Genomic DNA, 13,985 nt, shown 5'->3' with positions numbered 1-13,985 from the left:
GGGAGGAGCGTACCGGGATGCCTCCGCACCGAAGCTCGCGCCGAAAATAAGTGAAACTATTTCACTTAACAAGACGCGGCGGCTTACCGTAGGGGTGTGACACCTTTCCGGCTCGACGCGGCGACCAGCGATCTCGACCCCCCGTTCGCGGTGGTCGACCTCGACGCCTTCGACCACAACGCGGCGGAGCTGGTGCGTCGCGCCGCACGGCCACTGCGCCTGGTCAGCAAGTCCGTGCGCTGCCGTGAACTGCTGAAACGCGCGTTGCGCACGCCCGGCTTCTCCGGAGTGATGTGCTACAGCCTGGCCGAGGCGCTGTGGTTGTACGACACCGGCACCAGCGCGGACATCCTGGTGGCCTACCCGACCGCCGACCGGGGAGCACTGCGCTCGCTGGCCGTCGATCCCGGGGCCGCGGCCGCCATCACCCTCATGGTCGACTCGATCGCTCACCTCGACCTCATCGACGCGGCCACCGGCACGGACCGTCCCCGGATCCGGTTGTGCCTGGAGATCGACGCGTCCTGGCGCCCGCTGGGTTCCGGGCTTCCGGTGGGCACCCTGCGTTCACCCGTGCACACCCCCGCGCAGGCGCGCGAGCTGGCCGAGGCCGTGCTCGGTCGCCGGGGATACCGCCTCGTCGGAGCGATGGCCTACGAGGGCCAGATCGCCGGCCTCGGTGACGCACCGCCGGGGCGGCCGGTGCGGGCGGTCGTCCTGCGCTGGATGCGGCGGCGCTCGGCGGCCGAACTCGCCGACCGGCGCGCGGCCGCGGTCGAGCGGCTGCGCGAGCTCACCCCGCTGGAGTTCGTCAACGGGGGCGGGACCGGCAGCATCGAGAGCAGCGGTTCCGAGGCCGCCGTCACCGAGGTGGCCGCCGGGTCGGGCCTGATCGGGCCCACCCTGTTCGACGCCTACCGGGCGTTTCGCCCGCGCCCGGCCGCGCTGTTCGCGCTGCCCGTGGTGCATCGCCCGGCACCTCGGGTGGCGACCGTGTTCGGTGGCGGCTACCTCGCCTCCGGGACGCCGACCGCCGACCGCCTGCCCACGCCGTACCGGCCGGCCGGGTTGCGCCTGACGACGACCGAGGGCGCCGGGGAGGTGCAGACCCCGGTCACCGGGCGCGCCGCCGTACGGCTGCGAATCGGTGACCGGGTGTGGTTCCGGCACGCCAAGGCGGGAGAGCTCGCCGAGCGCTTCGACCACTACCAGCTCGTCGGGGGTGCGCGACTGCTCGGCTCCGTCCCCACCTACCGGGGCGAGGGCAGGTCCTTCGGATGAGGCCCGGGAATCCGGTTGGCCAGGTAGCCCTGTACGAGTTCGCGGGCCTCGGCCACGTACCCGGGGTCGCCCGTGGGGTCCCGTCGGAAGGCCAGGCGCAGCACCGCGTCGGCGGCCTCGACCGCCACCGCGAGGGGTTTGTGCAGATCCTCGGTGGCGAGCCCGAACCGGTCGGACAGCACGTTCACGAGTTTCTCGGCCAGCACCGCGTTGTTGTCCTTGCTCTCGTCGAGCAGCCGCAGGTCCACCACGTCACCGAAGTGCAACCGGTTGAACCCGGGAATCTCGCGGTGCATCGTCATGTAGATCTCGAAGACCGCGTCCACGGCCTCCCACCAGTTCGTCATCTCGGAGTGGTCGAAGCGCTCTGAGACGGTCTGCACGAACCGATCCATGTTGCGCAGCGTCAGCTCCTGCACCACGGCCCGCTTGTCCGGGAAGAACTGGTACAGCGATCCGACTGCGACTCCGGCCCGTTCGGCGATCAGCGTGGTCGTTAAACCCTCGTAGCCCACCTCGTCGATGAGCTGGGCGCAGGATTCCAGCATCTTCTCGACGCGCTGGGCGCTGCGCTGCTGAACAGGCTTGCGTCGCAAGGGGGCTGCTTCGGTGGGCAAGACGTCTCCTTGATCGTTTCCGGGCTCCACGATGAGACCACCTCCAGTTTCTCCCCTTCACGGCGATCACGCCGGATGGGAAGCCCGGCCGGGTGTCAATCGAACGGGTGGTTCTCGCTGCTGCTTCATTGCGCCCCACCCCGCGCTGTGCTGACGAGCTTCCGTCACCGACGGCGCAGGGCACTCGACGAAGTCCCCCGGCAGAGGGTGCCACGTATGCGGCGCGTCACATTGTCGTCACGATGATCACTATTTAGCGTGATGCAAGTGTGTGCGAACCGGGTTCTTGACGTCATTGTGAGTGAGCGCCGTGCTGGCTCTCGTCTTTTCGGCCTCGGTCGTGGTGTGCTCGGTTCGTGGGCACCGACTCCGGCTTCCGCGAGTCACCTCGTCGAGGTGACCCGGCCGTGCTGCACTCACCGGTGAGGCCGCGAACAGCTCCCGACCAGCTCGAGCGTGGAGGCCATCGGCAACAGGACCTCTCGGTGCGCGGATGGATCCCGGGCCACTCGACGCCGGTGGGCACCGTCGCCCTGGACGTCGACGAGGCCAACACGATGCTGGCCGAGGGAGACTACGGCGTCCACCTGGGGCGGCGTGACGGTGCGGTGGTCCTGCTCGGCGTCGGTGCGGGGATTTCGCTGGGTACGGCGCCGACCTGGGGCGAGCTGGCCCGGGTGCTCGTACGGACCCGGCGCACCCGCCTGCACCATGACCCGGCCCGGCTGCACCACCTGGCCCGAACGCTCGACGTCCCCATGACCGCGCTCCCGTCGTGGCCGTCGCAGGAGTGGTCGCGCTTCGCCGCCGCAGTGGGCGCCGATCCGCTGCTGAGGATGCACTGCGCGACGCAACCCCTGCTCGCCGTGTTGTCGCCGACCGAACCCATGGCCGCTCCCGTGCCCTCCCACCCCCGCCATCCCGGTGGCACGCTGGCGGTGACCGCCTCCGGACTGGTGCGTACGAGCACCGGGTTGCCCAACGGCCTGCTGGAACAGGTGGTGGGCAATCGGTTCGAACGCGGGGAGGGGGACGCGAGCTACTTCCTCGAACACTTCGTCCGACCGCCGCTGCGAGCGTTCCGGTTGGCGCTGGAACGGTGCCGCACCCTCCTGGTGGGCCTGCACGGATGCGGGATCGGCTTCGAGCTCTCCCCGGAGCTGGAGGCCACCGGCAGGATCGTGGTGACGACGGCGGCCAACGTCCGCGACTCCTCGTGCGTCGACTCCTCCGAGGTCGCCGCGGCCGTCCAGGCACTGCTGGAGACCGTCGACATCCTGAGCACGGCCTTCACGCGGACCGGCACGCTCGGGGACGGCGTGAGCAGTGTGATCACCGAGGAGCTGAGCGACCTGGAGCCCCACGCCGCCGCCACGCTGGCCGGGCGACATCGGCTGCGCTCTTTCGTGCGCACGGTGCCACCGGTTCAGGACGGCGTCCTCAAGGACGTGCTGCACACCGTGCAGGAACGCACCCGCAACCGGCGCTGGGACACCGCCCGCCCCGTTCCCGCCGTGATCGTCGACCCGGACCTGCCCGAAACCGCCCAGGCGGGTCTCGACCGGTTCGCGTGGGACGTCCGCGACGCCGGCGGGCGGGTCGAACTGGACGGCAGGATTCACGAGGACACCGACGTGGTCGCCGTGTTCGGTGCCGCTTCGGCCCGGTGCGTCGCGACCGCCGAGGAGTGCTCCGGAGCTCGGCCCGTGACCGTGGATCCCGTCGGCGCGCCCTCCGGGGACCCGGTTCCCGTGATCTCCTCCTTCGAGACCTCCCCCAGGCGTGGGCGGGCGCGCGCGGCGTCGGGACTGTCGCACGCGCACTCGCTGGAGGAGGTGCAGATCGGTCAGCTGCGCGAGAACCGCGCCGCCGAGCGGTGGGCCGTGCGTCTGAGCACCGACGAGTCGCTGGGTCTGGTGGAGTCGATGGTGGCCGACACCGATCGCGCCGCCGAGCGCACCGTGGCCGGTGCGCGCGCGAAGTTCGCCGAGGGCGAGGGCGACGAGCGGGAGCGCGCCGTGGAGATGCTGCACCACGTGTTCACCCGCAAGCAGTTCCTCAAGGGATCGCGGTCGCATTACGGCCCGGAGGACATGCGTCGTGACGCGTGGCCGTTCCTGCGCACCTCGAGCCCCATCGAAGTGGTCCTGCTCGGCTTCCCCGTCAAGCAGTGCCTGAACCGGCTGAAGGCGTCCGGGCCGATGCCCGACCTCGCCGAGCTCGGCGCGCTCGTCCGGTTGCGGGAGTTGCAGACCGCCGTGAGCGCGATCCACCCGCCGGGACTGCACTTCAACGTCCTCACCGACGGCAGGCACTTCCGGTCCCGGCCCACGTCCGTCACCGCGGCCTACAGCGGGATGCTGCGCCGCTACTCCGAGCTCGCGGGCATCGGCGAACGCATCACGTTCACCGAGATCGACGAGCTGGCCGCCGACCGGATGGACATCGACGTGCCCGGCGAGCGGACGGTGCGCTTCGCGCGGTACCGCCGGTTGTTCGACGAGACCCTGCGCGGTTTCGACATCACCGACGATCCGTTGCGCACCCTCGCCGGTGTGGCCGAGCTGGCCACGGCGGTGGACGGTCCGTACGCCGCCGTACTCGCCCGCTCGCTCGGGGTGCTGCCCGAGATGGTGATGTCGATGGTCTACTCGGTCTCGGTTCCGCTGCCGCGCCGGATGAACCGGCTCTCCTGGTCGCGCCTGGTCCACGCCGACGTCTACGACCTCACCGAGCGGGTCGCTCCCGACGTGCGCCGGGCTCGGGCGGCGGTGCTGCGCCGGGCGTGGCACAACGTGATCGACTACTTGGCGACGATGCGGGTCGACGAGGACCTCGCCTACGACGACCTCTTCCCGCACCGGGTGCGCCTCACCGTCAACGCGGCGACGCCGGGGCGTTGCGGGTTCACCTACCTCGGCGGTTCGGGACTGCTGCCGTGGCAGGGCACGGGGGTGCTCGACGAACGCGGTCACGTCGCCGTCGATTTCGCCGTCTCGTTGCTCGACCAGGGGTTCGTGCCGGTGTACTCCCCGTTGCTCGGACCGCGTCAACCGTGGCTGATGGTCCCCGCCGGGCGTACCGGCGTACCCGGCACGGGGGCGGAGGAACCGGGCATGAGACTGGACGGGTCCTTCGCCGCCGGAGCACGCCTCCGTCGCAGGTGACCTGTCGATTCGGCGTGTCGGATTCCCGGATGCGGAGGGGATGTGCGGGCCTTTCCGCGGGGGATCCCGAATACATGAGGGGTCCCGCGCTTGTTCGGGGTAACAAGCTCCGGGACCCCTCACAACTCCTGCGTCCTGACGGCGAACCGTCCGGGGAAAGGTGGACACGGGAGTCGGTGGAATCCGCGAACCGGTACCGGTCGGGGAGGGGAGTAACGTCAGCACCGGTTCGCGGAAGTCTGCGTCCGCGGTGGGAAAGCTCCCACCGGGCGTTCCTTTGTGGATTTTTCGGTGGGTGGTCGGCGTCGGCATCGACGCGGTCGGGGGACGTGCCGATGCCGACTGCCGCCACCCGGGCGGTTGCTCGGTCTGGTCCGGATCGGGGAGGTGCTCCGGTACCGAGGCCGCCCGGATCAGGGCACTGCGGCCGTTCCGGGCAGTGCGTGCGCGGGGAGCAGGTGTCGCGCGGGACGAGGGGCGAGACCGCCGGCCACCAGATGCTCGTAGGCCGAGCGCCACACCGCGCACGGTGCTCGGGAACGGCGCCAGCGGCTCGAGCACTCCGGGCAGTCGCCGCGGTCGTCCGGCTCGTGCACGGTCAGCAGCGCCCGCCACTCATTGGTGATTCGAGGAAGTTCGGAGCACGCCACGGACAGCAGGGACGGGGCGTCCGCGTGCTCGGCGAGCTCGGTGAGCACGTCGAGTCGTTCCCACACCGCGTCGCGCAGTACCTGTCCCAGTATCTCGTCCACCCCTGCCTCACCCTTCGCCTTCTCGTCGTGACCGGTTGGTCGCACCGGAGTTCCGCGTCGACAACGTCGTCGGGGATTACATCGGCAAAACCGAGTTCCTTTCGTGCTTCGCTGCTTGCCGATGACTAGATTGGACCTCGTGCGTCCGGCTTGGCTAGTGGTCCGGCGACGACCGGACGCCCCGTGCCGATGAACGGTCGGTGGAATTCATCCCCGCCGATCACCTCCACCGATACGTACTTCACCGGCTTGCCGGCGGGGACTTACTCTGCGATCGACGCCCGAGAAATGCAAAGGGGTCCAAATGAGCACCATCGGTTCGAGCGGCTCGCTCGTTACACCTGACATCTGGGAAGAGCCCGAGATGCGGGAGGCGCTGGCCTCTCGCGACGTCAGCCACATCTACAAGCGGCTGCGTCGCAAGGGGGTCTCGCAGCGCCTGATCGCGGCGTCGACGGGCCAATCGCAGTCCGAGGTCTCGGAGATTCTCAAGGGCCGCCAGGTCATCGCCTACGAGGTACTGGCCCGGATCGCCGACGGACTGGGCGCGCCGAGGGGCTACATGGGCCTCGCCTACGAGGGGGCGGCACCGAACAAGGCCGAGGCCGCCGCCCGAGCCGCCAAGGCTGAGGAGGAAGAGAACGTGAAGCGCAGGCACTTCCTGACCCATGCTGCTTCGGTAGCCATGGGTGGGTGCGTTTTCGGGGCCAGCGACGGCGACTGGTTCCCCACCAGCGTGCAGACCCCCGCACCGACGCGGATCGGCATGACCGACGTGCAGCAGGTCCAGGCCGCGACCAAGGCGCTGCGGGATCTCGACTACCGCTACGGCGGTGGCACCTGCAGGGATGCCGTCGTGGCCCAGCTTTCCTGGGCACAGCAGCTGTTGGAAGCCGACGCGAAGGACCACGTGCGGCAGAAACTGCTCGTGTCCCTGGCCGACATGCACAGTCTGGCCGGATGGACCTCCTTCGACACGGGACTGCTCGACCCGGCACGAGGGCACTTCGGCAAGGCGCTGGAGTACGCCAAGCAGGCCGGGGACAACAGCCTGGCGGCCAACGTGCTGTACCGGATGGGGCGTGTCTACCTGCACCATCAGCAGCCCAACGAGGCGTTGAAGTTCTTCCAGCTCGGTCAGATAGCCGCCCAGGAGTCGGGCTCGTCGATGGCCGTGGCGATCATGTGCGCCAACGAGGGCTGGGCCTACGGGATGCTCGATCGTCCCGACCAGGTCGAGCGGATGCTCGGCCGCACCCAGGACGAGTTCGTCCGGGCCAGCAAGGAGAAGCCGGACTGGGTCCGCTTCTTCGACGAGAACGACCTGCACGGCATGACCGGATCGGCCTACGACGCGCTCGCGGAGTTCAACCCGGACAAGTACGCGCCGATGGCCGTGTCCGAGACGATGAAGTGCAACAACGGTTACGAGTCGCCCATGCAGCGTTCGCACGTGTTCGGGATGAGCTTGCAGGCCACCAACCACATCCGCGCCGGTGACCTGGAGGAGGGCGTCACGGTCGGCAGAAAGGCGTTGGAGTACGGCGCCAACGTCAGTTCCGCTCGTGTGCCGGACCGGCTGCGTCCGTTGCAGCTGGAGGCGGCCAAGCACCCCACGCACCCCGACGTCAGGGACCTGGCCGAGCAGATTCGGCGGTTCCGCGAATCCCGTGCCGTGTGATGGCGGCGAGAGTGACGCTGCGCCGATCCGCTCCGCCCGGCGAGACGGCTTCCCGGACCGGTGACGGAGAAGGGCGCTACACGCGGCCGAAGTTGGCTGTGGCGCTGACTCAGGTGTGTACCGCTGCCGGTCTGGACTCCCGGGGTGCTCGCCTGCTGCGTTTCGTCAACAACGGCGTGTTCCTGTTGCGCGAGCAACCGGTGGTGGTGCGCATCGTGCTCGCACCGTCCTTCTCGTACCGAGCCGAGCGCGTGGTCGAGACCGCGCGGTGGCTGGCTCGGCACGAGGTACCCGCGGTGCGGTTGCTCGAGGACGTCGAGCAACCGGTGCGCGTGGGGGAGCATCTGGCAACTCTGTGGCACGCCGTCCCGGACGCGGGGCGGGAACCCACGGCCGCTGACCTCGGTGAACTGTTGCGGCAGGTGCACGAGCTGCCGCTGCCGCCCGGACTGCCCGACTGGCAACCGATGGCCGAGATTCGGCGGCGGTTGCGCGACGCCGAGGTCCTGGACCCGGGTGACAGGGAGTTCCTGGAGCGGCGCTGCGCGGAGGTCGAACGGCGGCTGACCGAGCTGACGTTCCCGCTGCCCCGCAGCGCGGTACACGGTGACGCTCACCTGGGCAATCTCATCGGTGGGCCGCACGGCCCCGTGCTCTGCGATCTGGACTCGTTGTGCGCGGGGCCTCCGGAGTGGGACCTGACGCCGATGGCGGTGGGGCGCTGTCGCCTGGGGCATCCGCCGGAGCGGTACGAGCAGCTGGCGGGGGCCTATGGCTTCGACATCACCACGTGGTCCGGTTTCGAGGTGCTGCGCGAGCTGAGGGAGCTTAAGATCACCGTGAGCGTGCTGCCGATCCTGCGCAGCAACCCCGTGCTGAGCGAGGAGCTGCACCATCGGTTGAGCTCCATGCGTCGCGGGGACCGCGAAACCCAGTGGTCTCCCTACCAGTGAGGACCTCCACCGCCGGAGCCCGCTCCGGCGGTGATCGCTCCAGCGGAGCGAGTACCGCTCGACGCCGGTACGACAACTCACCGAGCGCGAGCGACCGCTCGGCGATGGAAGCGGTTTTTTCGCGATGTGAAACTTTATTGCCATTTCGGCCGGAAATTCGGCCGGGCCGAACTCTGGTGTCTGTGTGGCCCGCGTGGTCGCGCGTTCGCGACCGCGGCTCCGCGGATTCACTCGACCACGTGGGAGTGTCTTATGTCACACGAGGATCCCGAAAGGGACTTAGGAGACAATACGGTTGTCTCTTCTTGGTAACGAAAGCAGAAAAGGGTCGCTGCCGGAAAGGCGGGCGACAAAACTGAACGTGTCCACGTCATCTCGCATGGTGAGTAATAACCCTACAGCGGGTAACGAGTCCGCGAGGCCGAAAGTGGCAGTGCCGTAGCTACGAAGAGTGCATGCTCCCGTGGCGGGAACCGGGGCGGTCGTCGCCGTGGTGCGGTCGGCTTCCCGGTCGTCGCGCACGGGTCGACACCGGCTCCGCGGCACGGCCCCTGTCCCTGGTGAGCGGCCAAGAGCTGGAAAAACGAGCGAACAGTCATCGGAGTGGCCCCCTCGGGACCTACAATGGTGGACGGTCCTCGTCAGCGTTCGGCGGGGATCGGGCCGACGCAGGTCGACGAAACGGTGAGGAGTGTGGTCGTGACCGAGCCCGGTGGCATCCCTCGTCCGCCATGCGCTCGAATACCGAGAGTAACTGCGGTGTGGTGGTGAGCACGATGCCGCGGAGGTGCGAGTAGCACCCACTTCTGATTCGAGAAATCGTCACCAGGGGTGTGTCTTTCGTGTCGAACCGGCCACGTTGAGCGCGGACGAGCTTGCCTTGAATCACCCATCGGGGCCACGGTTTACGGACCGTGGGGCCGCTGGATGCATCCCGCTGTGCTGAGGCAGGAGGCGACGGCTGCGGCCGTCGCCTCTGACGACGAAAGGAGGGGCGTCGGAGACGGCGCTGAAGCCTGTGTCGACAGAAGAATTAAGCAAAGACGGTGCGAACGGTCCGCAGGATCGACGACAGCTGGATACGGAGTCGACGGAAGCGCTCGTCGACCAGCCGGGGCGTACGAACCCCACCGTGTTCGGCGTGGCGGCTGTCCTGGCGTTGGCTTTCATCGCCTGGGGAGTCCTGGGGACCGAATCGCTGGACGCCGCCGCTGATGTGGCGCTGAAGTACCTGGTCCGTGACGGCGGCTGGGCGTTCGTGATCGCGGGCACCGGATTCGTGCTCTTCGGCGTGTGGTTGTCGTTCAGCCGGTTCGGCAAGATCCGCTTGGGGCGCGACGCGGAGGAACCCGAGTTCCGGACCGCCTCGTGGATCGCGATGATGTTCGCGGCGGGCATGGGCATCGGCCTGATGTTCTACGGCGTCAACGAGCCGTTGAGCCACTTCACCGATCCGCCGCCGGGAACCGTGGGGCCGGAGAGCGACGAGGCGGTCCGCACAGCGATGGCGACCTCGCTGTTCCACTGGACCCTGCACCCGTGGGCGATCTACGCCGTGGTGGGGCTGGCGCTGGCCTACAGCAGCTACCGCCGGGGTCGCCCCCAGCTGCTGAGCTCGGCGTTCGTGCCGCTGCTCGGTGAGCGTCGTGCCAACGGCCCGCTGGGCAAGGTGATCGACGTCCTGGCGATCTTCGCGACGATCTTCGGGACGGCCGCCTCGCTGGGGCTCGGTGCGGCCCAGATCGCCTCCGGGCTGCGCGAGGTCGGTTGGATCGACTCGACCAGTCGCAACGTGCTGGTCATCATCATCGCGCTGTTGATCGCAGCCTTCGTGGCCTCCGCGGCCTCGGGGGTGTCCAAGGGCATTCAGTGGTTGTCCAACAGCAACATGGTCCTCGCCATCAGCATCGTGGTGTTCCTGTTCGTGGTCGGACCCACCGTGTTCATCCTCGACCTGATTCCCACCTCGGTGGGCGCCTACATCAACCAGTTCGGGTCGATGATCTCCCGCACCGGCGCGACCGGCGGTACCGAGATGCAGGAGTGGCTCAGTGGCTGGACGATCTTCTACTGGGCGTGGTGGATCTCCTGGGCCCCCTTCGTCGGCATGTTCATCGCCCGCATCAGCCGCGGTCGCACGATCCGCCAGTTCGTCGGCGGCGTGATCCTCGTCCCGACCGTGATCAGCCTGGTGTGGTTCGCCATCCTCGGTGGCACCGCCATCTACCAGCAGCGGTCGGGCACTGATCTCGCCGCGTCGGGTGGTGCCGAGGCGCAGCTGTTCGGGATGCTGGAAAGCGTTCCGCTGGGTGGCGTCGTCAGCGTGCTGGCGATGTTGCTGATCATCAACTTCTTCATCACCAGCGCGGACTCGGCGTCCGTGGTCGTCGGGTCGCTGTCCCAGGACGGCAGCACTCGCCCGCAGACGTGGATCGTCATCTTCTGGGGCGTCGTGATCGGCGGTGTCGCGACGGTGATGCTGGTCACCGGAGGCGACAGCGCCCTCACCAGCCTGCAGAACATCACGATCATCGCGGCGTCGCCGTTCCTGCTCGTGGTGGTCATGCTGTGCATCTCCCTGCTGAAGGACCTGCGCAACGACAAGGCGATGATTCGGGACGAGAAGGGCGCTCAGGTGCTGGAGGCCGCGGTCATCCAGGGCCACGAGGAGCACGAGGGCGACTTCCAGCTGGAGATCTCCCCCACCGAATCGGAGGGGGAGACCGACCGGAGCGAGGAAGTGGACGCGAACTCCGGCACGAGCCGGTGATGGACGGGTGACGACGAGGACGACACCCTCCGGGAACTAGTTCGCCGCTCACGAGCACGTCGTTCGTGCGGATTTCGCGTTTCCCGCACGAACGACGTGTGAGCCGGGTTACCTTTGTTCGGCCACGCTGAGCGAAGGTGGGCTTGCTTCGTTTCGTTGGTCGGGTCGTTGCTTGTGGGGTGAACTTTCCGAACGCGTGCCCGGCCGGGAGTGTGGGCCGGTGGCGGACGGTGCAACTGAAGACTGGAGAGGAGGGGGCGCCGCACCGTCGGTGCCGAGACCTGTGTCGACAGATACCTCGCAGAAACAGGAAGCCGGGGGGAGTTCGGCTCCCGATCCGGGTATGCAGGCCGCGCCCGACGGGCGCTCGAGGACCGACTGGGTGGTTTTCGGGGTCGTCGCGGTGATCATGTTCGTCCTGATCACCTGGGGTGCGGTCTCCACCGGCTCGTTGAGCGGTTTCGCCTCGAGCGGGTTGCACTGGTTGATCGAGTACGCCGGGTGGGGTTTCGTGCTCGCCGCCACGGGCTTCGTCGTGTTCGCGCTGTACCTGGCTTTCAGCCGCTACGGGCGCATCCCGCTGGGGCAGGACGACGAGCGACCGGAGTTCCGGACGATTTCCTGGATCGCCATGATGTTCAGCGCCGGTATGGGTATCGGACTGATGTTCTTCGGCGTCAGCGAGCCGCTCTCGCACTTCGTGAATCCTCCGCCGGGGACGGTTCCGGGACAGAGCGACGATGCCGTCTACACCGCGATGGCGACCTCGCTGTTCCACTGGACGTTGCACCCCTGGGCCATCTACGCGGTGGTCGGGTTGGCGATCGCCTACAGCAGCTTCCGCCGCGGTCGCAAGCAGTTGATCAGCGCCACGTTCATCCCGATGATCGGCAAGCGCAACGCCGAGGGGCCGGTCGGCAAGCTCATCGACATCCTGGCGTTGTTCGCCACCCTGTTCGGTTCGGCGGCCTCGTTGGGCATCGGCACGATCCAGATCCGCACGGGTATGGAGCAGGCCGGGTGGATCAGCGGAGCGGGCACGGTCGTCCTGGTCCTGATCATCGTCGTGCTGACCGTCTGCTTCATCGCCTCGGCCGTGTCCGGCATCGCCAAGGGCATCCAGTACCTGTCGAACATCAACATGGTGCTGGCCGCGCTGCTGGCGCTGTTCGTGTTCTTCGCGGGGCCGACGGTGCTCATGCTGAACCTGGTGCCCACCTCGATCGGCTCCTACCTCAGCGACTTCTTCGACATGGCCGCCCGCTCCGGCGCGACCGGCGGTACCGAGATGCAGGAGTGGCTCAGTTCCTGGACGATCTTCTACTGGGCGTGGTGGATCTCCTGGACGCCCTTCGTCGGCATGTTCATCGCCCGCATCAGCCGCGGTCGCACGATCCGCCAGTTCGTCGGCGGCGTGCTGCTGGTGCCCAGCGTGGTCAGCGTGATCTGGTTCGCCATCTTCGGCGGCGCGGCCATCGGTCTGCAGGGCATCGGCGAGAGCGGTACCAACATCGCGATGGGTGGTCCGGAGGCCCAGACGTTCAACGCGCTGGGCGAAATGCCGCTGTCGGCGATCACCTCGGTGCTGGTCATGATCCTGGTGGCGATCTTCTTCGTCTCCGGTGCCGACGCCGGGTCGGTCGTGATGGGAACGCTGTCCCAGCGGGGCGACATCGATCCGAGTCGCTGGATCGTGATCTTCTGGGGTGCCGCCACCGGTGCGGTCGCCGCCATCATGCTGGTCATCGGTGGTGGCGGGGACTCCGCCCTGTCGGGCATCCAGAACCTCACCTTCATGGGCGCGCTGCCGTTCACCGTCGTGATGGTGCTGATGTGCTTCGCGCTGCTCAAGGACCTGCGCAACGACCACATCACCAAGCGCGACGAGAAGGGCGCCGCCGTCCTCGAGGCCGCCGTGATGCAGGGCCACGAGGAGCACGACGGCGACTTCCAACTCGAAATCTCGCAGGCCGAGCCGAACGAGGACGACGAGGCGGGCGGTCAGGCTTCCGACGAGGAGAGTTCCCCGGCTTCCACCTCCTGAACGCTCCCCGGCCGGGTTCCGCCCGGTCGGGGAGCCGTAACGGGGTCGCGACCTTCGCCGAAGGTCGCGACCCCGTGTGCTTTCAGACCCCGAGGCGGTGCAGCAGGTCCGCTTCGATGCGGTCCAGCTCTCCGGTCACCGCGCGGTGCGCGGCGCGGCGGCGGCCGACCGGCATTCGTTCGGCCGCCCGGACCGCGCTGGTGAGCTCTGTGAGCCGCTTCTCGGCGGTGGCGGCGAACTGCTCGGTGGATACCCCGTTCCCGCCCGTCGCGCCCGCCGCACGGGAACGCAGGTCGCCCAGTGCCGTGGCGTCCCCGGCGATCCTGGCGTGCAGCGCGGCTCCCCTGCCCGTGAAGCGCCCCAGTTCCTCGGGCGCCACACCGAGCCGGCGGGCGCGCATCCGGTCGTAGCTCTGCCGCGCGCTCGCCGCGGCCCTCATGGCGTACGGGGCGACCACGGGGGAAACGACCTTGGCGACTCCCAACACCTTCTTGGCATTGCCCGGCGTGATGCGACCGCGCTCCCCCTTGCGCTCGGCTCTGGTTGCTTTTTTCGCCTGCTTGCGGCTCTGGGCGGAGGTCACATCCGGCTCCTCGCGCTTGCGCACGGCACGTGCCATCGCTTGCCAACACCTCCGGGCGGGGGAACGGACTACTGCGATCAGTCTAAGCCTCCGCAGCGCCGCGCACGACAGCGGAAACACGACTTGATCACCCTGCG

The 13,985-nt window shown here is 68.4% G+C and carries 9 protein-coding genes; 6 read left to right on the top strand and 3 right to left on the bottom strand.

Annotation, left to right across the window (positions count from 1 at the left end; translation table 11 throughout):
• Window positions 1-96: 96 nt before the first annotated feature.
• Window positions 97-1,281 (top strand): amino acid deaminase/aldolase, encoded by a 1,185-nt coding sequence (locus tag FHX42_RS24255; protein ID WP_182546759.1) that lies wholly within the window; start codon window positions 97-99, stop codon window positions 1,279-1,281.
• Here FHX42_RS24255 and FHX42_RS24250 read toward each other — a convergent pair.
• Window positions 1,251-1,898 carry a TetR family transcriptional regulator gene (locus FHX42_RS24250; protein ID WP_235987855.1) on the bottom strand — a complete coding sequence of 216 codons (648 nt, stop codon included), beginning with the start codon at window positions 1,896-1,898 and terminating at the stop codon, window positions 1,251-1,253. The two genes, FHX42_RS24255 and FHX42_RS24250, sit on opposite strands and share 31 nt — an antisense overlap.
• Window positions 1,899-2,383: 485 nt before the next feature.
• On the opposite strand from FHX42_RS24250, the gene FHX42_RS24245 reads away from it, so the two are divergent.
• A complete protein-coding gene (locus tag FHX42_RS24245) occupies window positions 2,384-5,065 on the top strand; it encodes an L-tyrosine/L-tryptophan isonitrile synthase family protein (RefSeq protein WP_328796713.1) in 2,682 nt (893 codons plus the stop codon).
• A gap of 413 nt (window positions 5,066-5,478) precedes the next feature.
• Here FHX42_RS24245 and FHX42_RS24240 read toward each other — a convergent pair whose 3' ends face one another.
• Entirely contained in the window at window positions 5,479-5,817 is a 339-nt protein-coding gene (locus tag FHX42_RS24240; protein WP_182546810.1) for a hypothetical protein, read from the bottom strand.
• A gap of 304 nt (window positions 5,818-6,121) precedes the next feature.
• Between FHX42_RS24240 and FHX42_RS24235 the strand changes: the two genes are divergently transcribed.
• The 4 genes from FHX42_RS24235 to FHX42_RS24220 all read left to right on the top strand — a co-directional run bounded on the left by FHX42_RS24235 (window position 6,122) and on the right by FHX42_RS24220 (window position 13,265).
• The gene (locus tag FHX42_RS24235; RefSeq protein ID WP_182546758.1) at window positions 6,122-7,498 is read left to right on the top strand and encodes a helix-turn-helix domain-containing protein; all 1,377 of its coding nucleotides are present in this window, start codon (window positions 6,122-6,124) and stop codon (window positions 7,496-7,498) included.
• Window positions 7,498-8,451 (top strand): phosphotransferase enzyme family protein, encoded by a 954-nt coding sequence (locus tag FHX42_RS24230; protein ID WP_182546757.1) that lies wholly within the window; start codon window positions 7,498-7,500, stop codon window positions 8,449-8,451. The genes FHX42_RS24235 and FHX42_RS24230 overlap by 1 nt, the downstream gene beginning before the upstream one ends.
• 1,075 nt (window positions 8,452-9,526) lie before the next feature.
• On the top strand, window positions 9,527-11,221 hold the full coding sequence (locus tag FHX42_RS24225) for a BCCT family transporter (RefSeq protein WP_182546809.1): 1,695 nt from the start codon (window positions 9,527-9,529) through the stop codon (window positions 11,219-11,221).
• A gap of 343 nt (window positions 11,222-11,564) precedes the next feature.
• On the top strand, window positions 11,565-13,265 hold the full coding sequence (locus tag FHX42_RS24220) for a BCCT family transporter (protein WP_182546756.1): 1,701 nt from the start codon (window positions 11,565-11,567) through the stop codon (window positions 13,263-13,265).
• Between the two features lie 82 nt (window positions 13,266-13,347).
• On the opposite strand, the gene FHX42_RS24215 is transcribed toward FHX42_RS24220, so the two are convergent.
• A complete protein-coding gene (locus tag FHX42_RS24215; RefSeq protein ID WP_220480790.1) occupies window positions 13,348-13,884 on the bottom strand; it encodes a DUF6474 family protein in 537 nt (178 codons plus the stop codon).
• Window positions 13,885-13,985: the final 101 nt, after the last annotated feature.

The organism is Halosaccharopolyspora lacisalsi (genome assembly GCF_014137975.1).
In the GTDB taxonomy this organism is placed as follows: Bacteria; Actinomycetota; Actinomycetes; order Mycobacteriales; family Pseudonocardiaceae; genus Halosaccharopolyspora; species Halosaccharopolyspora lacisalsi.
The sequence above is the reverse complement of the archived record's forward strand: the minus strand, read 5'-3'. Positions and strand labels throughout refer to the sequence as shown.

Excerpts from the sequence above, each read along its gene's own strand:
- FHX42_RS24235 (WP_182546758.1), top strand. The coding sequence starts at position 6,122 with ATGAGCACCATCGGTTCGAGCGGCTCGCTCGTTACACCTGACATCTGG.
- FHX42_RS24230 (WP_182546757.1), top strand. The coding sequence starts at position 7,498 with ATGGCGGCGAGAGTGACGCTGCGCCGATCCGCTCCGCCCGGCGAGACG.
- FHX42_RS24220 (WP_182546756.1), top strand. The coding sequence starts at position 11,565 with ATGCAGGCCGCGCCCGACGGGCGCTCGAGGACCGACTGGGTGGTTTTC.
- FHX42_RS24215 (WP_220480790.1), bottom strand. The coding sequence starts at position 13,884 with ATGGCACGTGCCGTGCGCAAGCGCGAGGAGCCGGATGTGACCTCCGCC.